General features: G+C 49.5%; 29 protein-coding genes. 12 read left to right on the top strand and 17 right to left on the bottom strand.

Features of this window, described 5'->3' with window-relative positions:
• The first annotated feature begins 3 nt into the window (after positions 1-3).
• Positions 4-768, top strand: a complete 765-nt coding sequence (locus QXT02_RS03860) for a cyclase family protein (protein ID WP_342812035.1) — start codon at positions 4-6, stop codon at positions 766-768.
• 44 nt (positions 769-812) lie between these two features.
• Here the strand turns inward: QXT02_RS03860 and QXT02_RS03865 are convergent, their stop codons facing one another.
• Both QXT02_RS03865 and QXT02_RS03870 read right to left on the bottom strand, forming a co-directional pair.
• Positions 813-1,193: a RidA family protein gene (locus QXT02_RS03865; RefSeq protein ID WP_342812036.1), complete on the bottom strand. Its 381-nt coding sequence runs from the start codon at positions 1,191-1,193 to the stop codon at positions 813-815.
• 36 nt (positions 1,194-1,229) lie between these two features.
• A complete protein-coding gene (locus tag QXT02_RS03870; RefSeq protein WP_342812037.1) occupies positions 1,230-2,708 on the bottom strand; it encodes an amidohydrolase family protein in 1,479 nt (492 codons plus the stop codon).
• Between the two features lie 243 nt (positions 2,709-2,951).
• On the opposite strand from QXT02_RS03870, the gene QXT02_RS03875 reads away from it, so the two are divergent.
• Entirely contained in the window at positions 2,952-3,620 is a 669-nt protein-coding gene (locus QXT02_RS03875) for a 4Fe-4S double cluster binding domain-containing protein (protein ID WP_342812038.1), read from the top strand.
• Positions 3,621-3,684: 64 nt separating this feature from the next.
• Here the strand turns inward: QXT02_RS03875 and QXT02_RS03880 are convergent, their stop codons facing one another.
• Positions 3,685-5,028: an amidohydrolase gene (locus tag QXT02_RS03880; protein WP_342812039.1), complete on the bottom strand. Its 1,344-nt coding sequence runs from the start codon at positions 5,026-5,028 to the stop codon at positions 3,685-3,687.
• A 157-nt stretch (positions 5,029-5,185) separates the two neighbouring features.
• Between QXT02_RS03880 and QXT02_RS03885 the strand changes: the two genes are divergently transcribed.
• Genes QXT02_RS03885 through QXT02_RS03895 form a run of 3 tightly spaced genes read left to right on the top strand, consistent with a single transcriptional unit; the run spans position 5,186 to position 9,118 of the window.
• Positions 5,186-6,415: an amidohydrolase family protein gene (locus QXT02_RS03885; protein WP_342812040.1), complete on the top strand. Its 1,230-nt coding sequence runs from the start codon at positions 5,186-5,188 to the stop codon at positions 6,413-6,415.
• 55 nt (positions 6,416-6,470) lie between these two features.
• Positions 6,471-8,615: a molybdopterin-dependent oxidoreductase gene (locus QXT02_RS03890; RefSeq protein WP_342812041.1), complete on the top strand. Its 2,145-nt coding sequence runs from the start codon at positions 6,471-6,473 to the stop codon at positions 8,613-8,615.
• A gap of 2 nt (positions 8,616-8,617) precedes the next feature.
• Positions 8,618-9,118, top strand: a complete 501-nt coding sequence (locus QXT02_RS03895) for a 4Fe-4S dicluster domain-containing protein (protein WP_342812042.1) — start codon at positions 8,618-8,620, stop codon at positions 9,116-9,118.
• 22 nt (positions 9,119-9,140) lie between these two features.
• On the opposite strand, the gene QXT02_RS03900 is transcribed toward QXT02_RS03895, so the two are convergent.
• The 3 genes from QXT02_RS03900 to QXT02_RS03910 form a co-directional block, all read right to left on the bottom strand.
• A complete protein-coding gene (locus QXT02_RS03900) occupies positions 9,141-9,701 on the bottom strand; it encodes a DUF2284 domain-containing protein (protein ID WP_342812043.1) in 561 nt (186 codons plus the stop codon).
• Between the two features lie 71 nt (positions 9,702-9,772).
• Complete coding sequence (locus tag QXT02_RS03905; protein ID WP_342812044.1) at positions 9,773-11,131, bottom strand: dihydroorotase; 1,359 nt, start codon at positions 11,129-11,131, stop codon at positions 9,773-9,775.
• Positions 11,128-12,138: an arginase family protein gene (locus tag QXT02_RS03910; protein ID WP_342812045.1), complete on the bottom strand. Its 1,011-nt coding sequence runs from the start codon at positions 12,136-12,138 to the stop codon at positions 11,128-11,130. Before QXT02_RS03910 ends, QXT02_RS03905 begins: the two co-directional genes overlap by 4 nt.
• 104 nt (positions 12,139-12,242) lie before the next feature.
• Between QXT02_RS03910 and QXT02_RS03915 the strand changes: the two genes are divergently transcribed.
• Entirely contained in the window at positions 12,243-12,545 is a 303-nt protein-coding gene (locus QXT02_RS03915; protein ID WP_342812046.1) for a MoaD/ThiS family protein, read from the top strand.
• Positions 12,546-12,552: 7 nt separating this feature from the next.
• On the opposite strand, the gene QXT02_RS03920 is transcribed toward QXT02_RS03915, so the two are convergent.
• The 5 genes from QXT02_RS03920 to QXT02_RS03940 form a co-directional block, all read right to left on the bottom strand.
• Positions 12,553-14,478, bottom strand: coding sequence for an aldehyde ferredoxin oxidoreductase family protein (locus QXT02_RS03920; protein WP_342812047.1), 1,926 nt, complete (start codon positions 14,476-14,478; stop codon positions 12,553-12,555).
• Positions 14,468-14,938 (bottom strand): 4Fe-4S dicluster domain-containing protein, encoded by a 471-nt coding sequence (locus QXT02_RS03925; RefSeq protein WP_342812048.1) that lies wholly within the window; start codon positions 14,936-14,938, stop codon positions 14,468-14,470. The genes QXT02_RS03920 and QXT02_RS03925 overlap by 11 nt, the downstream gene beginning before the upstream one ends.
• A 6-nt stretch (positions 14,939-14,944) precedes the next feature.
• Positions 14,945-16,066, bottom strand: coding sequence for a 4Fe-4S binding protein (locus QXT02_RS03930; protein ID WP_342812094.1), 1,122 nt, complete (start codon positions 16,064-16,066; stop codon positions 14,945-14,947).
• Entirely contained in the window at positions 16,038-17,429 is a 1,392-nt protein-coding gene (locus QXT02_RS03935; protein ID WP_342812049.1) for an amidohydrolase, read from the bottom strand. Before QXT02_RS03935 ends, QXT02_RS03930 begins: the two co-directional genes overlap by 29 nt.
• Positions 17,430-17,571: 142 nt before the next feature.
• On the bottom strand, positions 17,572-18,609 hold the full coding sequence (locus QXT02_RS03940; RefSeq protein ID WP_342812050.1) for a BMP family protein: 1,038 nt from the start codon (positions 18,607-18,609) through the stop codon (positions 17,572-17,574).
• A gap of 173 nt (positions 18,610-18,782) precedes the next feature.
• On the opposite strand from QXT02_RS03940, the gene QXT02_RS03945 reads away from it, so the two are divergent.
• From QXT02_RS03945 to QXT02_RS03955, 3 genes are all read left to right on the top strand, one after another.
• Complete coding sequence (locus tag QXT02_RS03945) at positions 18,783-19,181, top strand: universal stress protein (protein ID WP_342812051.1); 399 nt, start codon at positions 18,783-18,785, stop codon at positions 19,179-19,181.
• A gap of 35 nt (positions 19,182-19,216) precedes the next feature.
• Complete coding sequence (locus tag QXT02_RS03950; RefSeq protein WP_342812052.1) at positions 19,217-20,587, top strand: SLC13 family permease; 1,371 nt, start codon at positions 19,217-19,219, stop codon at positions 20,585-20,587.
• Between the two features lie 130 nt (positions 20,588-20,717).
• Positions 20,718-21,098: a hypothetical protein gene (locus QXT02_RS03955; protein WP_342812053.1), complete on the top strand. Its 381-nt coding sequence runs from the start codon at positions 20,718-20,720 to the stop codon at positions 21,096-21,098.
• 12 nt (positions 21,099-21,110) lie between these two features.
• Here the strand turns inward: QXT02_RS03955 and QXT02_RS03960 are convergent, their stop codons facing one another.
• The 6 genes from QXT02_RS03960 to QXT02_RS03985 are packed head-to-tail and all read right to left on the bottom strand — an operon-like array spanning position 21,111 to position 24,607.
• Positions 21,111-22,289: a hypothetical protein gene (locus QXT02_RS03960; RefSeq protein ID WP_342812054.1), complete on the bottom strand. Its 1,179-nt coding sequence runs from the start codon at positions 22,287-22,289 to the stop codon at positions 21,111-21,113.
• Positions 22,289-22,984: a hypothetical protein gene (locus tag QXT02_RS03965; protein WP_342812055.1), complete on the bottom strand. Its 696-nt coding sequence runs from the start codon at positions 22,982-22,984 to the stop codon at positions 22,289-22,291. The genes QXT02_RS03960 and QXT02_RS03965 overlap by 1 nt, the downstream gene beginning before the upstream one ends.
• Positions 22,962-23,396 (bottom strand): hypothetical protein, encoded by a 435-nt coding sequence (locus QXT02_RS03970; protein WP_342812056.1) that lies wholly within the window; start codon positions 23,394-23,396, stop codon positions 22,962-22,964. Before QXT02_RS03970 ends, QXT02_RS03965 begins: the two co-directional genes overlap by 23 nt.
• Positions 23,393-23,821 carry a hypothetical protein gene (locus QXT02_RS03975; RefSeq protein WP_342812057.1) on the bottom strand — a complete coding sequence of 143 codons (429 nt, stop codon included), beginning with the start codon at positions 23,819-23,821 and terminating at the stop codon, positions 23,393-23,395. Before QXT02_RS03975 ends, QXT02_RS03970 begins: the two co-directional genes overlap by 4 nt.
• A 1-nt stretch (position 23,822) precedes the next feature.
• The gene (locus tag QXT02_RS03980; RefSeq protein WP_342812058.1) at positions 23,823-24,257 is read right to left on the bottom strand and encodes a hypothetical protein; all 435 of its coding nucleotides are present in this window, start codon (positions 24,255-24,257) and stop codon (positions 23,823-23,825) included.
• Positions 24,230-24,607, bottom strand: coding sequence for a hypothetical protein (locus tag QXT02_RS03985; protein ID WP_342812059.1), 378 nt, complete (start codon positions 24,605-24,607; stop codon positions 24,230-24,232). Before QXT02_RS03985 ends, QXT02_RS03980 begins: the two co-directional genes overlap by 28 nt.
• Positions 24,608-24,736: 129 nt before the next feature.
• Between QXT02_RS03985 and QXT02_RS03990 the strand changes: the two genes are divergently transcribed.
• Genes QXT02_RS03990 through QXT02_RS04000 form a run of 3 tightly spaced genes read left to right on the top strand, consistent with a single transcriptional unit; the run spans position 24,737 to position 26,150 of the window.
• Positions 24,737-25,000: a GIY-YIG nuclease family protein gene (locus QXT02_RS03990; protein WP_342812060.1), complete on the top strand. Its 264-nt coding sequence runs from the start codon at positions 24,737-24,739 to the stop codon at positions 24,998-25,000.
• A gap of 38 nt (positions 25,001-25,038) precedes the next feature.
• Positions 25,039-25,539 carry a hypothetical protein gene (locus QXT02_RS03995; protein WP_342812061.1) on the top strand — a complete coding sequence of 167 codons (501 nt, stop codon included), beginning with the start codon at positions 25,039-25,041 and terminating at the stop codon, positions 25,537-25,539.
• Positions 25,536-26,150 (top strand): hypothetical protein, encoded by a 615-nt coding sequence (locus tag QXT02_RS04000; RefSeq protein WP_342812062.1) that lies wholly within the window; start codon positions 25,536-25,538, stop codon positions 26,148-26,150. The genes QXT02_RS03995 and QXT02_RS04000 overlap by 4 nt, the downstream gene beginning before the upstream one ends.
• The last annotated feature ends 371 nt before the right edge of the window (positions 26,151-26,521 follow it).

Consider the following 26,521-nt stretch of genomic DNA (forward strand, 5'->3'; position numbering starts at 1 on the left):
TCTATGAAAAAAATGAAAGTGATTGACCTTACTCAACCTTGGGGAATGAACACGCCGCCGTGGCCGGGAGGAAAAGCGCCAACGATAAGATATGTGAACATGATCTCCACTGATGGCTACAGTCAGCAAGAGATCACCTTTACCACCCACATTGGAACCCACCTCGATGGCCCGCTGCACTTTGACCCAAAGGGCAGGGACCTAGCCAGTTTACCTATGGACAAGCTGGTCGGTGAGGGAGTCGTGGTGGATGTCAGCGAGGTTGGCCCCTTCGGGATTTACACGCCGAAGCACGTGACGAGCAAGGTTGACGTTAAGAAGGGGGACATACTGATTATCCACACCGGTTTCCACAAATACTACGCCAACGCTGAGGAGCCAGATGAGGTCGCCTATTTCTACAAGCATCCCGGGCCGCACAGGGAGTTCAGGGACTGGGTGGCGGAGATGAAGTTCAAGTGGATCGGAGTTGACTGCGGTTCAGCCGATCATCCAATGAACACTGGCCTTCAGAAGCTCAACCCGCTCGTCGCCAAGGAAGCGGAGAAAAAGCTGGGGAAGCCATTGAGCGAGATCTTCCCTCCAGAGATGGATCACATGATGCACAACACCCTATTCAAGCAACCCCATGAAATAATTCACGTGGAGAACATTGGCGGGGACATCGATAAGGTGCTGAACAAAAGGATGATAATTGGGTGCTTCCCGCTCAAGACAATCGGCGGTGAATCCACACCCTGCCGGGTTGTGGCATTCCTTTTTGAGTAAAAGAAAAGAGGTGGCAGCCCGAAGCTGCCACTGTTTTTTATTTTTCAACGCAGAGCGGCGATGCCATCGATCTCGATCAGCAGATCCTCCATAATGAGGTTCTTGACCGCGATCAGGGTGCTGGCTGGGGGATCCTTCTTAAAGTACTCCGACCTTATCTGCCTGAATTTAGCCAAGTTTTTGATGTCGGTTAGGTAGATCCTTATCTGAACGAGGTCGTCGAGGGTTCCACCCTCAGCGGCTAGGATGGTCCGCAGATTCTCGAAAACCTGTCTCACCTGCTTTTCAAAGTCACCCTTGCCGACAATTTCCCCCTTGGCGTTTTCAGCGATTTGTCCTGAAATAAAGAGAAGGTTGCCCACCCTGATTGCTGGAGAATATCCCGTAGGTTTGGGCAGACCTTCCGGAACGACTATTTTTTTCACTTGCTCACCTCCTAAGTGGAACTGTTTTTGTCGGTCTTACTCGCGGACCCATTTCAGCTCCCAGACTTCTGGGTTCTTCAGCCATGGCGCCGTGGGGATAATTTTCTCGCCTATCTTCTGTACCTTGTCGATTACCTTCTCCTCGTTGACGGTCTTAACCACTCCCTTCTCCATGATTATCTTCCCGTTGACCATCACGGTGTCGCAGGAGTCGCCCTTGCCGTTGTAGACGAAACTGTTTATCACGTTCTCCTTGGTCACCGGAACCCAGTAGATCTTTCTGAGATTCCACATGACGATGTCCGCCGCCTTTCCGACCTCAAGTGAGCCAATTTCCTTGTCCCACTTCAGCGCCTTGGCACCGTTCACCGTCGCCATCTCCAGCGCCTTGGGGCTGGGATCGGCGGTTCTCAACATGAAAAGGTCTGGGTCTGGGAATATCATCGGATGCCAGGCTTCGGCGTGCCCGACCGATACCGTCCAGATATCCCGCACCAAGTCATGCGCCGTGCCGGTGCTGGATTCATCGTTGCCCAGCGCCACGTTGATTCCCATCTTAACCATTATTGGGAACTTGCCTCGCATGGAAACTGCAGAATAAACGCCGTGCATGCTTGAGCCAGGAACGTGTACGACGTTGGAGTTGGTTTCCTTCAGCATCAGCAGTTCACCACCGTCAACCCAGGCCATGTGGGCCGCCATGAAGTCGGGGCCCAGGACTCCCTGATCGTAGAGGTATTCAATGTCCCTTCGGCCAAATCGCTTGCGGGTCATCTCAACCATGTCGTGTGAGACTCCGGCATGCGTTAATATGCCCACGTCGTATTTGTTCGCCAGTTCTCTGGTGGCCTTGCACAGCTCAGGGGACACATTGCAGACCTGCTGCAGGTCCATCCAGGCTTTGAGCCGGCCGTTGGCAGCACCGTTGTACTTCTTGATAAATTCCTCGCTGCGCTTGATACACTGGTCCGTGGTTTCTCTCAACCTGCTGCAGAGTTCAGTGAAGGCATCGTAAGAGGCATAGGATGATTTGGTCGCCTCGTGGATGTCCATCAAATCTCTGCCCAGAACCGCACGCACCCCAACATCAGTTACCGCCTTTGCCGCCGAGTCCTCCATTGTCTGAATGGTGCCGCAGTCGCAGAAAGTGGTTGTTCCAGTCTTGAGCCCCTCGATCAGGTTCTTAACTGCGGCGTAGTAGTAGTTCTCCTTGGTCAGGTTCATGTAGGTCCAGGAGAAATATCGCTCACACCAAGGTACAACCGGAACATCGTCCAACATGCTCTTGTCGTAGGCAGATTCCAAGTGGATGTGGCCGTTGATCAGTCCCGGGGTCACAAGATAGTTCTTGGCGTCGATTACGCGGTCCGCCCTATATTTCTTTTTCAGCGCCGCCGTGTTGCCGATGTCGATGATTTTTCCGTCGTCAACGGCAATGGCGGCATTCTCAAGAAGTCTTCTCTTCGGGTCCATGGTAAGGACAAATCTCGCATTCACGATAAGGGTATCCACCATGTGTCTCAGTATGCTTAAGAGCCGACCGTTAAAAAGATTTTTGGTCAAAATTCAATTTTACCTTTCCGATAATCGGCGTTGAGATTATTGATATATACGAAAAACGAACTTTTCAAAAATAGCTTACTAAATACATTAAAGTTGGGCTGGGTTCGGACTGTCTGGCTTATATTGAACTAACCCGATAATTTCATGATGCTTAAAGATAGAGTCAGGAGGTTAGCCCTAAAACTGGGGGCTGATTTGGTTGGATTTGGGCCCGCTGAGGCCATTGAGGAGGCGCCCGCCGGACATAGGGCGCAGGATTTTCTCCCTAGCGCCAAAACCGTCTTTTCAACGGCGGCACGCATAAATTATTCCGCTGTTGACGGCCTCCCCCTGACAAGACGGGAATATATCAATGCCAATGATAGCTCCCGTGCTCTACTCAACGGTGTCATCTGCGGAATCTCGAGATATCTTGAGGAAGAAGGCTATTCTGCGATACCCTTCCTCCAAGGGACAGATCGTAAGGTGTTGATGGGAGACCTTTCCCTGAAACACGCGGCAGTAGTGGCCGGTCTGGGTGAGTTCGGATTGAACAATCTACTTCTGACACCTCGTTTTGGACCTAGAGTGCTATTGGGTGCCGTGGTCACAGATGCTTTGATTGTTCCAGATCCACCACTAAGAGAGCAGCTCTGCGATCTATGTGGGGCTTGCTTGAAAGCCTGCCCTGTTGGTGCGATAAAGGAATTAAAGGATTTTGATAGAAAAAAAGGTGGAGCCATGGATAAGTACAAATGTTCTCATTATATAAACGAAATTTTGGAGCCAGAGTACGGCCACCACAGCTGCGGCCTTTGTATCAAAGCTTGCCACGTTGGAAAAGTGGAAAAGGTGCAAAAAAGTATACAGGCGAAGTTAAAATGAGGACATGAAGAATATTATGAGCGAGAACGCAAGGAAACTCTACCGAATTTAGCCGTTTAGTAAATTATTTTTTCTTTGGCTGGTACTGTTTTCTCCTCTCAAGAACCTCCGGAGTGATCTTCGTCGCTAGGTCGATGATTTTCTGCTCGTCAACATTTTTCAGGACACGATTTTCCATCACAATCTTTCCATCCACGAAAACAGTATCAACATCATCGCCGTGGCAGGCATAGACGAGGTGGGAAATCACATTGAAGAACTCCCCGAACAGGACGGGCGTGGTGCGCAGCTTATTCAGGTCGACTAGAATCAGGTCTGCTTTTTTGCCTACCTCTAAGGAACCGATTTCCTTGTCCCATCCCAAGGACTTGGCGCCCTTAATCGTGGCCATCTCGAGAACTTGGTAGGCTGGCAGCACGGTGGCGTCTAGCCTAGTGACTTTCTGTAGTAGCGAGGCGAACTTCATCACTTCAAACATATCAGCAGTGTTGTTTTCCTTCAGGCCATCTGTGCCCAAGCTTACGTTTGCTCCGTATTCTATCAGCTCCGGTACCGGACAGACACCGTCGGCAAGCTTCTGGTTGCTTACAGAGCAGTGGGCGATGTTGGTCTTGGTTTGACCCAGCAGCCGCCTTTCCCTTTCGGTGAGCCAGCAGGCATGGGCAATTAACGTGTTCTTGCCCAGCAGACCAAAGTCGGCAAAGGCCTCTATGGAGTGTTTACCGAACCTTTTCATTGCCAGTTCCCACTCGTCCTTCACCTCGCTGGAGTGAATGTGTATCCCTGTCTTGTATTTCCTGGCGCCCTCGACCACCTTGTGGATGTGATCATCAGAACTGTAGAATGCCCACTCCATCCCAAACCACACTCTCACCCTGCCTTGAGCATACCCGTTTCTGGACTTGACCAGTTTTTCATTATCCCCGTACGACTCATATTTGTGAACCGGTGAATCGGCAGCCATGGGGGCAAGGACAGCCCGGAGCCCGATTTCCCTTGCGGCGTCGGCGCACCGGTGCATGTATCGGAACATGTCCGCAACACAGGTTGTCCCCGACTTCAGGGCCTCGGAGTAGGTCAACATGGCAGCAGCATGAGCTATATCTGGAGTGACTACCCAATGCCATGGTGAGATGTAGTAGTCCAGCCACTCGATTAGGGGCATATCGTCTGCGGTGCCCCTGATCAGATCTGAGTGAATGTGGGTATTTACCAAACCAGGGATGACAGCTTTCTTTCTGGCGTCGATAACCCGATCAACTTTATACTTCTTTTTCATAATCTCGTAAGTCTTTCCCAAATCAACTATTCTGTCGTCCTTGATGAGTACGGTGCCATCTTCAAAAATTCTTCCGCGTTTGTCCATGGTGACGACGATACCGTTTTTTATTAGGGTAGTTTCTGACACAGTATCAACCTCAGGTTTCAACAAACATTACTGTTCACAAACTTTTATCGTTGACTCTGTCATAAATCAAACCACTCCCGTGTTGCACAGTTGTTTCATAAAAGTTTAATAGCTTCGCCACCCATCCTCAACAGAGGTGGATAGTATTAGCGAAATCGTGGCAATTGAGAATATAGGTAAGCTAGTTTCTGGAGACATAAATCAACCCATCTTGGATGCCGACACGATATTGATCAAAGATGGGAAAATAGCTGAGGTTGGATGGAAGGGAGAAGTTGACGTAGAAGCTGCCAAGACGCGCATCGACGCCATGGGACTGGTGGTGACGCCGGGTTTCATCGACCCACACACCCACATGGTCATCGGCGATTGGACCCCGATTCAGAAGGCGATCGGCTGGATGGAGGGTGCTCTTCTGGCCGGAGTTACGACGATGATCTCCCAGGGTGAAAACAATATCGGCGGTCTACCTATGGACCCAGCGGGCAACAAAGCGCTGGCAATTCTCGCTGCCAAGACCTACAAAAAGTACCGCCCCGGCGGTGCCCTGAAGGTCCACGGTGGGGCTTTGATGCTGGTCGAGGGGCTGACGGAGCAGGACTTCAAGGAGATGGCCGAGGCCGGCGTCTGGTTGATTGCCGAAATAGGCGGCTGTGGCCTCTATAAACCGAAAGATGTGGTGCCGATGGTGAAGTGGGCCAGGAAATATGGTTTCAAGGTATCGGCCCATCTGGGACCGGTTTCAATACCGCTGTCCGCGCCGCTGATGGCTGACGAGATAATTGAGATAAACCCGGATCTGGCCGTACACGTGAATGGCGGCTCAACCTCAGTTCCCTTCGCCGAGGTGAAAAAACTCGTTGACAACGCTGATTTTCATCTTGAGGCAGTCTTCAACGGAAACCCAAGAGCGGCCGTGGAAATGGTTGATTACATGAGAAAAAAGGATGCACTGGATAGGCTGGTTATAGGTTCTGACACACCCACTGGAAACGGCATGATCCCGGTGGCGATCCTTCGAATGGTGGTCCAGATAGCATCTCTGAATCGGCTGCCAGCCGCGGAGGTCATTGCTGCAGCCACGGGAAACACCGCCGATACTTTTGGTTTGAATGTGGGCAAAATTGAGGTCGGCCGGGAGGCGGACATAATAATACTGGATCGTCCGGCGGGGTCTCAAGGAAGAGACGCACTGGAGGCCATAGAGATAGGCGACATTCCAGGGACGACCTTGATAATGGTTGATGGTCAGATAGTTGCCCTCAGGGGGAGGGATACTAGGCAGACGGCGGGCTGCGTCAAGATCAACGGCGTCGAGAGAAAGATAACCACGATGGAGGATTACCTCTGGGGTCCATGGAAGTTTGCCATCGACAGGCTGATCTGAACGCAGTGAGTGCGCAAGCTATAAATCAAATGGGACTTAGAAAGGTTGTGGTGGAATGGCTGAGGTGAAGAGAACCATCTGTATGGGTTGCCACTGTGAGTGCGGCGTCTTGGTAACAGTTGAGAATGGAAAGGTAACTAAAATAATTGGTGATCCGGATCATCCCCAGAATGAAGGGGCCATTTGTGTAAGAGGAATGTCTTATCAGCAGCTTCTTTATCACCCCGACCGGCTGCGCCACCCGATGGAGCGTCAGCCCAACGGAGAATGGAAGAGGATCTCTTGGGACGAGGCGATGGATAAGATCGCCAGCAAGTTCAAGGAGCTGATTGACAAATACGGTCCGGAGTCGCTGGCCTTCGTTTTCTGCGACGGCGACCGGGATAACATAGTCTTCAACGTCGATTGGTTGACAGCGATCCAGAGCCCCCATCTGTTGGGAACCGACGCCCAGTACTGCATTCGGCCCAACTGGATTGCCGATGGCGTGACGTTTGGCCAGGCGCTGACTTGGGAAAAAGGGCCGGACTACAAGAACAGCAAATGCATCCTGATCTGGGGCGGAAACCCGCTTGAGACTCACCTCGGTTCCAAAGGACAGGAGATACTCCAAGCAAAATACAACAGAGGTGCCAAGCTCATAGTTGTCGACCCGCGATTCACCAATCTGGCTTCCAAAGCTGACATCTGGCTACAGGTGAGGCCGGCGACTGATGCGGCTCTTGCCTTGGGAATGCTCAACGTTATCATCAACGAGGAACTTTACGACAAGGACTTTGTCGCCGAGTGGACGGTGGGATTTGATAAACTTCGGGAGAGAGTTCAGGAATATCCTCCTGATAAGGTTGCTGAGATCACTTGGGTGCCGGAGGAGAAGATCAAGGAAGCGGCCCGGATGTATGCCACGAACAAGCCCGCTTCAGTACATCACAGAATGGGCGTCACCATGAACACCAACGGGCTCCAGACCTGCCGAGCCGTGGACATGTTGATAGCGATCACCGGCAACTTGGATATTCCTGGAGGCAACCTCCTGCCTTTTCCGTCACCCACCAGCAGGGTTAGGTCGGCCTATGTGGAGTTTCCCAAACTTTACGCGGAAAGATTGCCTAAGGAAGTGAAGCAGAGGAGATACGGGGTGAAGGAGTTTCCCTTCGGTTATGATAAGGCCAATCCCTGGAACGATTCCCATCCTGTGCTAGCTTTTGACTCAATTCCTCAGGGAGGAATAAGGGGTATGTTTATCGTCAACGATCCAGTAATGGGCATGCAGGGGAGCAAGCAGACGGCCAAGGACTTAGAACATCTGGAGTTTCTGGTGGTGATGGACTTCTGGATGACACCCACCGCCAGCTTTGCCAACATTGTCCTTCCGGCCGCGACTTGGCTGGAGAGGGACTTGGTTCATGAGCTGCACTACCCAAGCTACGTCGGCGTGGCACCCAAGGTAATTGACCCAATCCCCGAGTGCCGAGACGAAAGGGAGGTTTCGATCGAACTGAGAAAGAGGCTAGGTCTGAAGAGCGCCTATCCGGTGGAAAGTGTGAAGGAATGGAACGATTACCGCTTGGAAAGGCTGGGCGTGACCTTCGAGGAATTTTATCAGAAATATGGCACAGTTTTGAAGTTCCAGTTTGAGACTGAGAAATATAAGAAGTTCAAAAAGTTCCCGGGGACTCCCAGCGGAAAGGTCGAGCTGTATTCAAAGACGCTTGAGGAAAATGGAATAGATCCACTTCCCCACCACGAGGAGCCGCCAGTTGGTCCAGTAACCACGCCGGAGCTGATGGAAGAGTATCCTTTCATCTTCATCTCTGGAAGCAGAAAGGTGCTTTACTTCCACGGCTATGGGAGGCAACTGCCCTGGCTTCGCGAGATACAGCCGGATCCCGAAGTTGAGATAAACCCTGAGGCCGCCGAGAAGCTAGGAATCAAGGATGGCGATTGGGTCTGGATCGAGACCCCACAGGCCAAGGGAGAGCGGGTGAAGTTCAAGGCCAGGTTGACGTGGGGGATTCATCCCAAGGTAGTCAACGCCGATTCCCACTGGTGGTTCCCCGAGCGGAAGGACGATCCACATCGGGCCTGTTTTGAGTCCAACGTTAACGTGGTAGTGCCCAGATATCCACCCTATGACCCCGTCTTCGGCTGCCCGATCATTCGCGGGGCCATCTGCAAGATCACAAAGGTGGAGGCGTAAAGATGGCAAAATACAAACTGCAGGCCGACGTAAAGAAGTGTATCGGCTGTCATTCCTGTGAGATCGCCTGTAAGCAGGAGTTCAACCTGCCTGTGGGCCCAATGCCCATCCGCGTGGTTAAGATAGGGCCAAGGAAGATCGATGGCGGGCTCAGGACTGATTATGTGCCTGTTTTCTGCAAACATTGTGAGGACGCCCCGTGTATCAAAGCTTGTCCTGAGCACGCGCTGTACAAGAGACCTGATGGCATTGTTATGGTGGACAAGGAAAAATGCATCGGCTGTCAGCTTTGCATTGATGTCTGTCCGATAAACGCCCCCCAGTTTAATCCTGAGCTGGGGAAGATTGAGCTCTGTAATCTCTGCGCCCACAGAATTGACCGCGGCGAGAAACCTCTCTGCGTTTTGGTCTGTCCAGCCAGGTGTCTTTACTTCGGCGAAACAACGGAGATCAACAAAAAGATGCAGGAGATAAAGGTGAAGGACACCCTCGCCATTGAATAGTCAAGTGATTTAGACGGTCGGTTCATTCCAATAAAAGCAGCACAAAGCTCTTGTAGGGTTCTCTATCCTTTATCACGTTGATTTCAAACCCTGCTTTTCTCGCCGTCTTATAAACATCGATTCCAACGGCTTCCATTGATGGCCTAGCTTTCCGCGGATACAGACAATCGGCCTTGCTCAATAGGCTGCGGTTCTCCGACTTTTCCGCCACACAAGGGTTGCAGTATCTGCACGGTCCTGAGACGAGCAGCAAAGCCCGGTAGAAGCCCATAAAGAAGGCTTCCCTCTCCAGCTCCAAGCTTTTTTCGTGGACCTGCCTCTGGTCTTCTTCATCTTTCATGTTTCTAAACTCCATGAGCAGACCATATTTGTAGCCCCTCAACCACTTTCTGGTTTCTTCAGGGGTTGGTGTGTGGGGCGGGCAGGTGAGGCGAATTCCGTACATCCTGCAACCGTACTGGCATTTTATTCTTACATAATCCTCGATGAAGACATTGTCAGTTGAGATCATTTTGACGGAGCTTGCCCCCGTTTCCTTTGCCCTTTCAATCAACACCTGCAATGGCTCTGTAACATCTGCCATATGGAATCTACCAGCTGCCAAAAATCATCATCGGCCCTTGATAAAAATCTTGTCCTGAAAGTGCTGGGAATTCATTGGTACTGTCTGGGGTAAAATCTTCCGAAGCCCTCCCTGCCCCAGAAACTTCCCTCTCTTGCCACTATTTCTCCTCTGAGCATAGTCAATCTGGGAATGCCCTTGACCTTGAAACCTTCGAACGGTGACCAGTCGGCCCTATGGTGTAGCTTCTCAGCCCTTATCGTCATTTCCTCGTTCAAATCGATTATCGTGAGGTCGGCGTCTGATCCTATCTGAATCGCACCTTTAGCGGGATAGAGTCCGAATATCTTCGCTGGCATGGTGGAGATTACTTCGACTATCCTCTCCAATGGTAGTTTTCTCCTGTGATAGCCCTCGCTGATCATCAGCATGACTCTAGTTTCAACTCCTGGGACTCCACCCTCGACCTCCCAGATGTTTTCCCAGCCCTTTTCTTTCTCTGCCTGCAGCGGTGCATAGTGATCCGTGACTAGCACGTCCAAAACTCCATCAGCCAATGCCTTCCACAGCGCTTCAGAATCGGCCTTGGTCCTTAGAGGCGGGTTTACCTGAAGATAGGGGCCGAATTTTTTCAGATCTTCTTGGTTAAAGATGAGATGGTGGGGGCAGGTTTCCCCGGACACCGGTAATCCCATTTTTTTAGCCCCTCTGATTAAGTCTGCCCCGGGACCAGACGAGACGTGGAAAATGTGGAGCGGCGTGCTCGTTTCCGAGGCCAGAAGTATTGCTCTAGAGATGGCCTCGACCTCAGCAATGATCGGTCTAGATAGTGCGTGTGCGATGGGATCGCTTCTTCCCAGTTTCTTGAGTTCATTCATCTGACGGAGTCTAATGCTTTCATTTTCGGCGTGAACGGTGGCCAATGATTTGGCTTCTCTGATTTTTCTGAAGGAATCAAACATAATCCCGCTGTCCAAGGGCTGCAGACCATCAGGGTTGGCCATGAAATGTTTGAAGGAAACGGCACCCATTTTTGAAACATCAGGTATTTCTTCGATGTGTTTTTCCAGACAAATGGCAGCGTGAAGGGCGAAATCTATTGCACACATTTTTTCCCCATCTGCTTTCATCTGGACAAATGTTTTTTCCAACTCGCCCTTTCTAGGTACGGCAAAATCGATGACCGTGGTAGTTCCCCCAATTGCGGCCGCTTTAGTACCGTTGGCAAAGTCTTCCCTGTGCAGGCTACCCGGTATGTGTAGATGAACGTGAGCATCCACGGCACCAGGGATTACTATGTTCCCTTTCGCGTCGATTTTCTCATCGGCTGGTGGTAGGCTGGGTTCCTTGGCTATCGAGATAATTTTGCCCGCGTCGATGGCTAGACCGGCTTCAAAGAAATTCCCTTGACTGAAGATTTTTCCATTGATCACAACGGTATCTACCGTCATCGTTGTAGCCTCTTTGATGATGCTACCCCAGCAAGCAGATATAATATGGTCCAAGTGGTGATCCAGTAAAGGGGCCAAGCAGGCAACTGGTAGGGCTGCCAAGCCGGGGTCGGGATCCACTCTACGTTGAAAGCGGTCACCATATTTTTGCCGACTTCATGGACGATTTTGAGCAGATCGGTTGTAGTGATTCCCAGTGGCTCATCAAGTCCTGGGGCGGCCCCGAGATCCAAGACGTCCAGATCCAAGTTGAGGAAGAGGTGATCAACTCCTGCCCCTGCTTTTTTAATAGCTTCTCCAGTGATAGCTATGATTCCATTTTTTTCTATTTCAGTGTAAGTATATACAGTAGCTCCCTTCTTACGGTACCATTCCATCTGTTCCCTGAAGTTCCTCGGCCCCCTCATACCGATCTGGATAAAATTTTTCATGTTCACTCCATCTAGCTCTGACACACGGGCTACCCAGCAGGCGAGAGACCATTTACTATTTTGGTGAGATTCCATGTTGTCAGCGTGGGCGTCCAGATGGATGATGCCTAAATTACCACCAAGCCGGCATATGGATTTTGCAACAAGGTACGGGTGTGCCCCGACTGTCAGCGGGATGCATCCGGCTTCCAAAATTTCGAAAATTCTCTTCTCCGCAAGTTGAAAGTATTCTTCGATGTCCACCTGGTCTAAGGGATAAAATCCGGTAACGTCGCCGCAATCGACAAGGTTAACCTGGCCGAGGACATCCATGTCAAGTTCGGGCAGATACCCTCCATATTTTATAGAGGCCTTTCTCAAGCGCATGGTGTCCATTATATTTACGCCAACTTCCCTACCGACCAGCATCTCGGCGCCTTGAGATGGCAAGCCTAAAAATGCCGCATCTGCACCCTTCAGCTCTCCCTTCTTCCTTGCTGCTGGAACCCCAAGAAAAGTTGGAACATCGCCGTAAATGGTGGGGATGAGCATTTTTTGAAATTTTTCCATGGATTTCCTATACTTGATTTTACTCACAAAACCACGCCTTAATTTTGGGCGGTTATCATAAAAGTTTTCAGTTTTAAGCCGAATGTTTAAAGATACCTTAGTTAGAGTTAATTCTCAGGAGTGAGATTTTTATGCAACAGATAGAGGTGTCAGTAGTTTACCTGTCTTTTTTCCAGGAGCTCACAGGGACAAGAGAGGAAAGAGTGAAGGTTCAGAAGGGGATGACGCTAAGAGAGTTTCTGGAACTACTGTGCGTCAGACACGGTGAAGTCTTTAGAAAAACCATTTTTGATCCGAAGACCGGTCGTGTTTTCAGTCATAACCACATAACTCTGAACGGGCAGCTGGCCCATCTCTTGGATAAAAACCTCGGAGTTAACCTGAGAGAGGGAGACCGCGTGGTTATAGCCCACGCTGTTTCTGGCGGCGAGTAGTCCCGGTTCAAAATGGAATTTTGCCCAGCTTTTCCAGCTCTTCAGCCACATAGTCCAAGGCGAGTTCTTCCAGCTTTTTCCGGGGGATAAAACCAGTTTTCGGATCCCATCCTCTCAGGTTATAGTATTCATCTAACATTTTATCCAGTTCTACCACGTGCCCTTTGCTTACACCCTCCGGGGCAGGCGTTTTCGTAAATCTTTCAGGCAGAGTGTCGTCCTCCTTGCTCAAACCTTCTCGGATATTGAAGGCCCTTTGGAGGTTGACTATCCTCTCGCCAATTCTTCTCAAATCCCCGCCGTTTACCTTCATCCCAGTAGCCAGCCTCAGGATTTTAGCCATATCTTCAAAATAAATCTGCCCCGTGTACAGCGGCAGGCAGGTTCCGGAGCTTTTGCATAGCGATAAACTGTCGCAGAGGGCGCAGAGTTCCTCGCCGTCTTTTACTTCGTAGGCCTTGTATTTAGGGCTCAGCGGCCGGGCCATCTCGGGAAGATATTTTTCGCCGAACCTTGCCTTGATTGGCTCCTCCCTGCCGAGTTCGTCCAGCAACGGAAAGGCCTTGAGATGATCGCCCCCACGATTGGCAACCGCGTGAGCCAGACCCATAGATTTCTGAGCCCTGCCATCCTGTGCGGCTATTTCCAGCTTTTTCACGGTCATCAGATATTTTTCCGAGCCACGGCCAATTTTTTGTGCCGCCCGGTAACTGCCCTCGGCTAGAAGGGCGCCAAATCCTTCCCTATGAGCAATTTTAGGAATCAACTTAATCACTGCCTCGTAGTTACCCCAATTCAGCTCTATGCCATCGGTGTCCTCTTTGGTGAGAATGCCATTTTCGTAGCATTCCATGGCCCAAGATATAGTTCCTCCAGTGGAGATGGTATCTAAGCCCAGCTCATCGCAAAGCTCGTTAGCATAGATAATCGCATCCAAGTTTTTGATCCCCAACCTAGCGCCCAATGCTGATAGGGTTTCATACTCTGGCTGTTTACCATATATTCCAGCGTAAGGCGGGTTTTTGACACGAACCGGTTTTTCACAGGTGGCCCAGCAACCGAACCCGCCCCGATCCTTTATCCGGTACTCCTTTCTGATCCTTTCCCCGCCGATTTCCTTGGCGAAGGGAAATACACCGGTTTGAAAGTTCCTTACAGGCCACCGAGCGATCTCGTTCATCAGCTCCACAAGAATGGGAGTGCCGAATTTTATTCTGTCGAGAATGTAAAAGTCGTTCTTATAAACTTCGATAATACTTTTCATGAATTCATAAAACTCTACTGGATTTTCCGTTTTCACATCTTTTGTGCCTCTAACCGCAACGGCTTTTAAGTTCTTAGATCCCATCACAGTGCCGAGCCCGCAACGAGCCGCGGCCCTTCTCTGGCTGATAATTGAGGCATACTTGACCAGATTTTCGCCAGCGGGTCCGCAGCAAGCAACTTGAATTCTGTAGTCACCAAGGTCCTTTCTTATTATCTCCTCAGCTTCGCCGGTGGTCTTGTTCCAGATATCTTCAGCGTCCATGATCTTGACGTTGTCATCGTCAATCCAGAGATAAACAGGGCTACTGGCTTTCCCTTGAAAGACGATGGCGTCGTAACCAGCAAACTTTAGTTCCGGACCCCAGTGGCCGCAGCAGCTGGAGTCGCCGTAAATCCCGGTAAGCGGGGACTTGGCGCCGACCTCAAATCTGCAGCTGACTGGCCAGCCCGTGCCGCAAAGCGGTCCCACGGCAAAGATGAGCCGATTTTCAGGGGAGAGTGGATCGATAGCTGGGCCGACTTCATCCCACAAAATCTTGGTGACGAATCCCGCACCACCGAGAAAGCTTTCGGCAAGTCCAGCATCCAAAGGCTGCTTGGTGACCACTTTGTTCGTCAGGTCCACCCGGATTATTTTTCCCCCATAGGCTTTGTACTTAAAGCTCATTTTTTTCCTCCGTTATCTCCTTAAGTTTCAACGCACGTTTTATTCCTGTTTCATAGGCAATGTCGTTAGGATCAACAAATCTCAACTTCCCCGGGGGGCAGTGTTTCACGCAGTTTCCGCACTGATCGCACTTTATCGCTGTTCCCTTGTCCGGGTGAAGCCAGATGGCACCGAAGGGACATTCTTGAACACAGACGCCGCAGCCGATACACTTTTGGGAGTCGACCACCCACACCCGGCCTCTTCTTTCTATGGCGTCCACCGGGCAGCTTTGGGCGCAGGGCGCGTTCTCACATTGCCGGCAGACGATCGGGTTGTCGTAGGCGGCGCCGATTCTGACGACGCGTATTCTGGATTTCTGAGGATTCATCAGACCTTCCTTGATGTAGCTGCAGGCTATCTCGCAGTTTCTGCATCCGGTGCATTCGAGCGGGTCTATATACAATATTCTCCTTGACATTTTCAATCAACTCAAATTTATCGCGTTGACTGGGCAAAGCGTGGCGCAGAGACCGCAGCCGAAGCAGGCAGTTTCATCCACCCTCGCCACGCCACCTTGCACTTTTATCGCCGCATAGGCACAAGCCCGTTGGCAGAGACCGCAACCGTTGCACAGATCGTGATTAATGCTTGGAATTATTCGGGAAAATAACGGTTCTTCATTGAGAAGTTTCAATGATAAGCCTCGAATTTCCTCCAAACTATTATAACCAAGCGCTTTGATTACCTCACTAATTTCTTCTACTATTTTTGAGAAAACCCCCAATCCTCTGAGGATTGCCGCGGTGTGAAGGTGAATGCAGGTGGCTCCCGCCATCAGGAATTCGATTGCGTCCTTACCGTTGCTGATGCCCCCACCCCCGACAACAGGTATTCTTACACTTTTGGCCATTTCAGCGACGCATCTCAGCGCCAGCGGTTTTATGGCTGGTCCGGAGAGATAGCCGTACCCGAATTTTGAGCCCAGCAATGGTCTGCCCGTCCTCGCGTCGATGGCCAGCACCGGCCCCAGCGTGTTGATTCCGGAGATATAGTCTGCCCCAGCTCTTTCAATCCCCTTAGCGTATCGCGGGATGTCTGATATATTTGGGCCAATTTTGACTCCGAGGGGGATGACAACCGCTTCCTTGATTTTGCGGATGTTTTCCTGTAGCTGTTCAAGCGAGGGGTTGCTGATGGGCAATTCCAGCATGTCGGCGCCGGCCTCTTCCAGAAGCTTGGCCATTCTCACTTCCTCATCAATGTCACCAAGAATGCTGACTATTACCGGCTTCTTTCCCTCTTTGGCGATCTTCATCTGTCTGCAAATCTGTTCGGCGCTGAGGGCGGACCAATCGTGATTGATCATGGTACCTCCTTGGAGAGCAATCATGCAAGGTCGGGGGGTATCCTCCTCTCTTGGATACACAGTTTTAGCCACGATTGCTCCGATGCCATAATGTTCCGCGGCCCTCTTGATCGCAGGACCATCCTTGCTCAAAGGTCCCGGTGCCAGAACGGTTGGGAATTCCAGCCTTAGGTCCGCGAGTTTTACCGTAAGATCCAGCGTTTTTTCACCCTCAGCGCTCGGGCAGTGTCCAGACGGGATTTATCGGCGTTTCGATGGCGCGCCTCTGATACTTCTCTGCTTGGCGCTGTGCTCTTTCGAGCAGTTTTTCCTCATCGACGGTTAGAATCTTTTTGTTGTCCACCACAATTTTACCATCCACGATGACGGTATCAACATCAGAACCTCGGCAACTAAAAGCTAAAACTTCAAGCTTGTTCAGAGCCGGAGTCAGTTTTGCCTTACCAGAAAAATCAACGATAATTATGTCGGCTTTCTTGTTAGGTTCCAAGGATCCGATTTCCTTCTCCCGGCCCAGAACCTTGGCGCCGCCCATAGTGGCCAGATGGAGGGCTTGTGTAGCTGGCAAGAGCCCGTCGTCGAGGTAGTAAAGACGGAGCATGGCCATCGAGAAGGTCATCAGCTCAAACATGTCATAGATGTTGACGCCGTCTATACCGAGGCCGACTTTGCCGTTCCTTTTGATCAGCTCCACAGCCGGGGCCAGCCCATTGGCGTAAAAGGCATTACTTTTGATGTTGAAGGACAGGCCAACGTTGTTTCGCCGCCAGATCTCCAGTTCATTCTTAGAAATGTAGATTCCGTGGGCGGCATCAACGTCCGAACCCAGAAAGCCGATTGAGTCGAGAAACTCAACTGAGCCACCAACTTGGTATTTCTTTTTTATCATCTCAACCTCATAGGTGCTCTGGGCGATGTGAATCTGGATACCACAGTTGTGCTTATCAGCTATCTCCCGCGCTTTTTTCAGCGTTTCCGGAGTGCAGGAGAAGCAGGTGTGTACCCCCATCATTCCTTGGACGCGGGCGTCTTTCTTGTAATTTCTTTTTTTGATGAAATTTTCATTTTCCTTGAGTCCCATTTTCCCTTTGGCGAGACTTACCCGGTCGGTGGTTTCAAAGGAAAGGAAGGCTCGAATTCCGGCTTCGTCGCAGGCCCTGCCCGCCGAGTCAAGCGCCCCAGGAAGAAGATTCTGTCCTTCTTGAAGATCCGCGGTGCAGGTAATTCCATTTTTCAGCATCTCCACCGAGGCGAGGAGGATTCCGGTGTAGACATCCTCCTTGGTGCATGTATCCTCAATTTTAGGCCACCACCAGCGCGTGAGAAGGCTGCCGAAATCAGAAGCTATCTCTGGTGGTAAAGGGATATTCATGTAACGGGTTAAAGAGTTATACATGTGGTTGTGAGGTGTTACGAAACCGGGCATTATTGCTTTACCCTTGGCGTCAATAATTTCTTCAGCATGATATTTTTTCTTGATCTCCGAAGTCGTACCCACGGCCAAGATTCGGTTTCCCTCAACGACCAAAGCGCCGTCTTCTATAACCCTGTTCATCTGATCCATGGTGACCAAAAATCCATGCTCTATGATGAAATCTGCCATAGTTCCTGTTGAATATAAGCAAAATTCAATAAAAACTTTTTGAAAATCAGCATCTATGAATAATTGGTCAGAACCTGTGTTGTATCGAAAGATAGTGTTCAAACAAAAAAGTAAAAAAATCCTCTAGAGGTTAGAATTTTCTCTAGAGGGTGATGCTCTGGACTAGTTCTTTTACATTTATTTTGCCGGATATGATGTCCTGTTTTGCCTGTTCCATTTCATCCAGAACGGTTTGTGGTATTTTGTCCTTGAGGGCATAGAACGGAGTCAACGTGACACCACCTGTCTTTAGATCAGCCGGGTAAATCGACTTGAATTGACCTGCTTTGATATCGAGCATTATTGTCTTGTAGTGTGAGTATGAGTCCCATATTGCGCTGGTCACGATAATGTTGGGGTTGATTGAGTGGGTGTCTCCTTCACAGCCAAAGACATAAGCCTTACCAGTTTCTTGCGCGGCCATGATGGCTCCCAGCACCGGACCGTCGGTCATGGGGGCGAGAAAGTCCGCACCTGATTCGATCTGCGCCATTGCTGCTTCCTTACCCAGAGTTGCGTCCATGAAGCTACCGGTGACTGCATAGAGGACGGTAGCGTGCGGGTTCACGCTTAGGACCCCTGCCTTAAACCCTTTAGACCATTCGACGATTCCCGGAACTTCAAGTGGACAAAGGGTGCCGACAATATTGGTCTTGGTCATTCTGCCTGCTAGAATTCCAAGCAGGTAGTAGGCCTCTTCCAAGTATGACCAGACAACCGAAGCATTTGACGGGAAATCCGGAGCCAGCAAAGCCGTGGTGACAAAGTACGAATTGGGGTATTTTTGGGCAGCTTCTCTAGTGGTGTCAACAAACTGAGCGCCATGTTGGATTATCAGATCATAGCCTTCCGCAGCATATCCGCTTGCAATTCTCACGGCGTCTGGTACCGCAACCTGTTCCGTGTAGGAGAATTTGTCAGCTACTCCCTCGGCCACCAGCCTCGAAACGGCCTGGTAAGCAGGACCGTTCCAGGTAAGATCGGTTATCACGTCCGGCAGCAGTAGGGCTATTTTCCACTGCTTGGTCGGTTGCGAAGTTGTGGTAGTAGTGCCTCCGGGCTGGGTTGCAACGTAAGCGGCTGCCACTGCGATAATTGCTATCACTAAAATAACTCCGGCAATCATTCCAGTTTTTGGCATTCTTAACCTCCACCTGGAAACTTAAAGTTAAGTCAATATAAATGTTTGGCTAATTTTTAATTTCAGCAACATGGGTTAGTTAAGTTGGTCTATTTGCAAGTAGCTTTTGAGCTGGGATTAGACTAGAAAGTAATCGTTTATTAGCATGTGGAAGAGTAGATAGGGGGTGAATCGTGTTCAAAAATATGGTTCTCTGCATAACCGAAGCGACACCGGAGGAAGTGGTCCAGGTTGCCATAAAGCTCTCTTCAAAGGAAACTAAAGTTTACGCGTTACATGTGGTGCGGCTCCTGACTGAGTTCTCCAAAAAGGAGGCCCTTGAAAGATTTTCTTGGGTCATCGATGCCTTTGAGAAGAAGGGATTGAAGAGCCAGCTGGAAATTATTGAGTCCACGGACGTTGGCCGGGCCATCGTTTCCTTTGCCAAGAAAAACTCATGTGACGTGATCGTTACCGGTACCATTCCAAAGAGAGGGCTGCTCGGCGCTTTTTCCGAGAGCATTTCGGATTATATAGTAAAGTATGCTCCCTGCACTGTGATATTAGTGAGAAAAGCAAGCCTCCCGGTATAGTTATAACTTGATGATGACCAACAGCAGGTAATCTTATGAACTTGCTTTCGATAGCGCCCATCTTAGTCTTTGCTGCAACAATTTTTCTTGTCTTCAAACATCCCATTGTCAGAATTCCCTTTACTCGGAGGCATATCCACATAGATTATGGTTTGGCCCCGCTGCTGGGTGTGCTTGTTTTATTGGTGGTTGGTTCCATCAATCTCGATACCATTTCTCGAGGAATATTTGGCTCGGATATGGTGACTCCGTATGCGATAATAATACTGATCATCACGCTGTCCTACATCTGCGTTTCCTTGGACTATACCGGGCTTTTTGAATACGTTTCGCTTCACTTCGCTCGCGCTTCAAAGGGATACGGAAGGAGGCTCTTCATCTATTTTTTCCTCCTCAGCAGTTTGCTCACCTTGGTAACCGACAATGATATAGTGATACTGACAATGACGCCGATAATATTTTACTACAGCCAGCGCGCAAGAGTGAATCCGGTTCCCTATCTCATCGCTCAGTTCTTTGCCGCGAACATCCTGAGCATGACTTTATACATCGGCAACCCGGCCAACATCATAGCAGCCGATTCCGTAGGGGTGACCTTCTTGGAGTTTTCAAAATGGATGCTGATTCCTTCGGTTGTGGCGATGATTACCTGCTTGGCTTTCCTGGTCTTGGTTTTCTGGAAGAATCTACCGGTGAAGACGGAGATGCCCGATGTAGACCCAAAGTTGGCCATAAAGAACAAGTGGGGAGCAATTTTTGGCACGGTTCTGTTTATCACCACCATTGTTTTGATGAGCATCCCTACCAGTATTCTTAGGATGCCGCTGTGGGTATTAACTTCTATCTCAGCAGGAATAATGGTTCTCTTTGACATTTTGTACTATCATTTCGTTGGACCTAATATGGCTGGGCATCGATCCAGCATTTCCATCATAGGTTCAAGGATGCCTTGGAAGACGATACCATTTGTCCTAGGCCTGTTCATAATTGTTGAGGATCTGGTTTCAAAAGGGTGGACAGATTTCCTCGCCTCACAGTTTACTCCGTTCACCGGAAACCTGTTTGCTTCAGTAGTGGGGTTCATGTTTTTGACATCCTTTGCCGCGAGCTTCATGAACAATCATCCGATGACCATATTTTTTGTAAGGATATTCCAGAGTTCTTCATTCAACGGTTCAGCCGTGGCGCGGATGGGGTCAACCTTAGCATTGATAGCCGGGGCCAATTTTGGTGCCAATTTGACGTTGGTGGGGGCGCTCGCAGGAATCATGTGGGTCAGCATTTTATCTGAAAAGGGCATCCAGATTTCATTTTCACAGTTCTCCAAATACGGTGTTTTGGTGATGCCATTTGTCATCTTTTCAGCAGGATTGGCCCTGGCTCTTGAACTAATGTTGTGGACTTGATTATCATCGGTGTGCTAGCGGTAGCAGGGCATCACGAAGCAGGGTAATATTTTATATACTATTTCGCAATTTGGCAGTTGAAAATTTGCCTTGTTTTAAACACGTGTTGTTCAAATTTTTGGCGGGTGTGATGTCCTCTGGTTTGGCAGCGTCCGATGTTGTAAGGGCAATGATGCGAGCCGGTTATCAGCGAGGGGAAATATACGATTTGTTGGTTGAAACTGGTTTAAAAGGGGAACAGGCCCAGCTCTTGATAGAAAGGGTAGCGGTTGAGCTTCATCAAACAAACATAGAATCTAGGCCATCACGCATCGCAGCGGAGGTAAGCAAGTTGTTTTTGGATTCATTTAATAACTTTGTCCAAGAAACACGATCTCGGGATGACTTATTTTCACTAAAGCAGGACATAATAAAAAATGAGTTAGAGAAACTGGAGCAAGCCTTAACCCAGCTAGCGCAACGAGCGCGGAAGAAAAATCGAAAGAGAACGAAAAAACCAGCGAAAAGATAACAGGAGCCATGTTTATAGGACAATTATCAGAAAAGGTTCGGGACTGACGATGGTGATGACGGTGGTAAACTTCTTTTCTGAGAATACCCAGCGATAAGCGAGTGGAAGGTGGGCACAAAAACTACCGTAAATAACGGGGATGGTTGGGTAATCAAAGTCGAATATTTCCTCGATCGGTTCTTCCTCGGTTTCAAGGGTAATTTCCCATTGGCCCCACCAGACAGTGGCTCCAGAGGTTCCCAGAGGAATTGGCGTGGCGGTGGGCAAGCCCATCAATCCTGCAGGGTCTTGGCGTTGAAAGATAATGTCCTTGGACCTGAGGTCGCGGTAAACCGATATTCCTGGAATTTCTTTCAACGGAGCAGGTGGTAAGAGTTCGTAGATATTTTCACGGCAAAGGATTCCAAAATTATCACCACGCCCCGCCGACGAATCGATGCCAGTCAGGATTTCAGTGAACACCGTTGCCCAGTAGTCGGTTGATCCAAAGGTTTCGAGTTCTTGAATGGCCCAAGCGGCTTCAAACGCCGTTTTGGTTTTGGAGCGGTCAAGTACTACTTTTTTAGATAAGATTAAATCAGTCAAAACTTTGGAGTACTCCAGCGTTGTCCAGAGTCCAATGAGGTTTCCTTTTTTCTTGACAAATTCATCCATCTTTCGTGCCAAAAGAAAATATCTTGAGTCCACCAGAAGATCAACATTATCAAATGGAATTGAAATCTTGGCGTTGCTGTCCCACGTAGTAATTTTTATCCTCGCCTCTTTGGGCAGAGAGACCGTGGCGTGCACGAAGCCACCAGCGGCCTCTGAAATTTTTACCAGAGACCGCTCCGCTTCTTCAGGGACAATGAGTTCAATTCTGGCGTCATGTTCACTGAATTTAATCTCCGATATTAGTGTGTGAAAATATTTTGTCGCCCGGATTTCGATTTCCTGCAGCCTGTTTTCGGGGTAATCACTGGCTACCTTGCTTACCTCCCATAGGGCTTGATAAACCGCACGTTTGGCAATCAATTGCAGATTGCCGTGAATCTCCGCGGCAGTCGTAACAAGGAAGGACAGCGAGGAGTCATAGGCGATGCCCAGCGATTCTTGATGCCGGAAAAACTCTGCCTGAGCAACTACAGCGATGATGACAATCACTATGATTGCCCCAGCAGCGCTGAAGGGGACGAAGCCCTTTTCTTTCATCAGGACCAAAGCTCCAGTTTAACTTCGATGGTGGTGTCCGTTTCCAGCGGCAATGATAAGGTGAACCCAACCCTATTCCTGAGTAGATTCATCAGCTCAGCCCCTGAAACGGGCAGTGAAAGCAGCACGGTTTCGGAGCATAGTCTGACCCCAGATGGGGAGAGGTTCTCGATAGTGAGGTTAAAATCAAGCCCGAAAAGATAAGCTTCTGCTGGCTTGGCTGCTGCCGAAAATCGATATCCAAATCTCTTGCCCACGATGTTGTCGAGCGTAGATTTAAGAAAAGCGGTCAGCAGCTGGTGCATACCTTCGTTGGACCAAATGGTGACAGTAGTTTTATCACCGATTCTCAGTTGCATGTTTAGCATGACATCTTCGATTAGCAATTGGCCGATGCTTTTGTGGCGAAATTTTTTCAGGATTAAATGTTGGATCATCGGTAGCTCCGGTTCCGGGTGCTGGAAACCGGCACGGTAGCTGAATCCTCCGAATTGATCAGCGGTACAATTCAGCAGGGCGAGAAGAGTATTTCGGGCAAAGCTGGCAGCATATCTTTCTGTAATTATTCCAGCATCCGCTTGGTTGAAGTTTAATAGGATCACAAAGGACAATGAGACCAAAATCGCGAATATTAACAAGTCGGCGGTATATCCCAGTCCCTGCTCTTTCAGGTTATTCCCTCCTGAAGTGAACAACCATTTCGCAGAGCTGCACTGATTCATTATCGCAGTAAAGGGCAACTGGAATACTTACATTTAGTTTGAAATTTCCGTTCAGTCCTTGGGATTGATGCTTTTTGGGATAGAGCAATTCACCAGTAAGTGAGCGGATCTCGACCTGTATCTCTACACCTCTTGAAGATAAAATTTTTGAAAAGTTTTCTAGGCGTTCTGGTAAAACTGCGATTAGGCCGGGGCTGTTTTCAGGTGCAGCCAGAACGCTGCTGATGAGCGTTTCCGCCGTGTTCAGCGCCAGTTCGAAGTCTTCAATTTCTTGCCTTTTTTCCGAATAGTTTTGATATGAATTGATCATCGCTGTCGTCAGCATTAGCAGCAACATGGTGGTGAAAAGGGTGGAGATTAAATCCTCATCCACCTGAAGGGTCATCCAACCAACTCTAGCTCCACCACATCAGATTTTCGGATGATAATCCCCTGAGGGCTTCGCATCGAGAGATGAAAGTTCCCATTGTTGACGGTTGAGCTTAGGACAAGTGAGCGCTCAATTTTATCCACTGAGATGAGTTGAACGGAGATCATTTGGAGACCGTCGATTAGCTCTCCAGTAATTGAAACTTCAACTTCTTTCGCAACTTGGGGAAGTTCTCGGTAACACTCCGTCTCGCCGGGAAAATCAGCTATTTTTTCTATAGTGTTAGTCAAGGTTTTTGCGATCAACTCCAGATCTTCCCTGTCAGTCAATCGACCGGCAGCCGAGCCTATCGCGAGGGCAAAACCGATGAAAGCGATGGCGGCAAAACCGATGCCCACCTTACCTAGAAGAAAGACGACCGATGATCCATTCCTTTCCATTTCAGACCGCCTCAATTTTTATAAAGAAAACTCCGTTCTGTTGACAAATTCTTAAAAGGTAACTGCCGCTCCTGAGTTCATTTTCTCCCCCAAATATTGGGAGCGGTAGCAGCTCGGTCCTGACCGTTCCTTCAATGAAAAGCTGAACCAGATTTCCCTTTAGCGCGATTTTTCCATCCCCCAGTTCTATTTCAACCAACCTTGAGTCACTCAGTCCGCCAGCGCAGAGGAGACGGCATTGTTCCACGAAGAGATCGAAGCTTTCAACTGCCCGCTGGAAGTGAGATATGCGTTGCGCCCTGCTAATTGTCTCAATTCCAAGAGCAACAGTGCCTGCGGCCATGATGGCCCCGAGCATCACAACCACCGGCAGAGATTCCACACCACGACTCTCTTTCCCATGATGGATCATCTTACCGCGACCTGACCTTGCCAAGGAATGTAACCGTTTCTGGTGACCTGGACCGTGACGAGGACGACCTTAGCGCCGTTCATCGGGATGGTGAAGGTGTATTGGTTGGTTTCCTTTCCCAGTGTGCGGGCGTCAGTTCCTCCGGGATACTTCAACACAATCGTCACACCGCCCAGCGCATCACCGCTGGCTGCATCGTAGACCTTCACCGTGAGCTTTTTGCCGGAAATTGAGAATCGGACATCCATGTCACGGAACACGTTTCGTTCCGCCGTGCCGACGAACTGCATCAGGATACTCATCGTCATCGCTCCGATTACGAGCGCCATAATCAATTTGATCGGGACGCCCATCAGCTGACCTTTTTCCTCCACCTAACCCGCCGGTCAGTTGCGGGCAGCTTCTTTATATCAAAATAAAAATCGTGGCTCAAAATCACAGCGGAGGTCGCAATTGGGGTTTGTTTTTATAAGGAGGTAATTTTGTTTTTAGAAGTGAGCACGATGGCAAAGACATACTATGTGTATATACTGCGGAGCCTGAAGGACGATAACTTCTACACGGGACACACCGCCGACCTCAAGGAGCGATTGGCCCAGCACAACCGTGGCGATGTCCGATCGACTAAGGCGAGAAGGCCGCTGGTCCTGATCTACTGGGAATCTTTCAAGACGCGCAGCGAGGCGATGAAACGGGAGCGCAAGATAAAGTCGATGTGCCGTGAAGCCAAGTTGAGGCTGATCGAGAATTTCAAGAAATTGGAATAGTCTTTTTAGTATCTTTATTATAGCTTTATTGGGATTTAATGCGAGATGGAGCGCTGAAGTGGTCGTTGAGGCTGCTAGGAATCGCTCTGGTGGTGGTCCCGATACTCGTGGCCTTTTCTGCCAGCAATTGGGACCCTAAGGAGGCGGTGCTGCCCAGCGAGCAGGAACTAAACCAGATTTCAGGAAGAGTAGGTGAAATCTTCGGCGGCGGATTCTCTGAGGATACCATAGTTCTTGGTCAACCTACTTTTAGCGGAAATAGCGTCAGCGTCCCAGCGACTTTCAAATCTCCCTTCAAAGTGCCGGTTAAGCTTGAGGAGTTCACCCTGACAGTTTCTGATCAGGGTATGCAGCCCATTAAGCTTCAGATGGAGGAGGACGAGTTGGAGATCCCAGCGAACGGGACGGTTACTTTCACGCTGGTTGGGGCCATTCCAACGACTCCGCCAAGTAATCCACGAGTGACTGCCGTCAGCGTTACCCTTGAGATTTATGGAGTCATTATAAACTTTAGCCGAGGTTCGGGAGGCCAGCTATGAAGCCCAGCAGTACTTCAGCCACGCGTTCCATGAATTTCATCGGCCTAGCTGCCGGGGTTCTGATGGTGGCTCTTCCTTTTCTCGGTCCATGGTGGATGGCCACCGTGGGAACAGGGGCGATGGAGATAGCCCTTTCTCCATTTGATTTATCGATATCGGTACTGGGACAGCCCATTCACTCGCAGCTGGTGGACCTCTTTCTGCTGGCGAGCAAGATAGCTATGATAATCGCTGGGGCCTTCTTGGTCTTGGGGTCGCTGTTTCCGAACAGCTGGTGGTCCAGTCGCCTGGTGAGGTTTGGAGTGATGAAGCCTTTCTGGGCGGTTGTAGGAATAGTTGTTGTGCTGATTGTGGGGTCGTTTTTAGTTAATAATGTTCTGCCCCACCTGCTGGCCAACATCATCCCTGATGGAGCCTCAGTGGAGATAATGGTTCCTTACCTAGTTGGCTCAGCAAGTGCTACAATTCAGATAGGTTCGCAGGCATCAATAGTTGCCCCCATCAATCTATCGTTAACGCCTGCTTTCTGGGTAGCCATTGTCGCCGCGGTGCTAGGCATCGCGGCTAGGATCAGTTACCGTCGCTTCAAAAAGCATAGAGAGCAGCAGTGAATAACGGCCCCCCACGGCTTTTACTGTGGATTTTTGTGGTGCTAGTTTAAGTCCGGCTAGTTGATTATTTCAGGTTTTAAATCGATTTCGCTGTGTAAGAAGATTTTATTGTAGTAGATTCAGTGTGAAATCTTCTTCAGATTTCAACCGAATCGAATTCACAAGTTATTTAAATAGAATATAGTAAGAAAATCTGTATGACTAAAATTTCTCAGGAAGCTGAACAAGAGCGCTGCGTGGTACAAGAGAATTCAACTAAAAATTTATTTAACTTTCATATCAAAATTCCCAATCCATTTTTAAGACATGATAAAAGCGGTGAGGGTGGAGATGGCAAGGGCAGATTTCGGATAGTTAGTTCTCGTAGATCA

Source organism: Hadarchaeum sp. (SeqCode) (assembly GCF_038871235.1).
In the GTDB taxonomy this organism is placed as follows: Archaea; Hadarchaeota; Hadarchaeia; order Hadarchaeales; family Hadarchaeaceae; genus Hadarchaeum.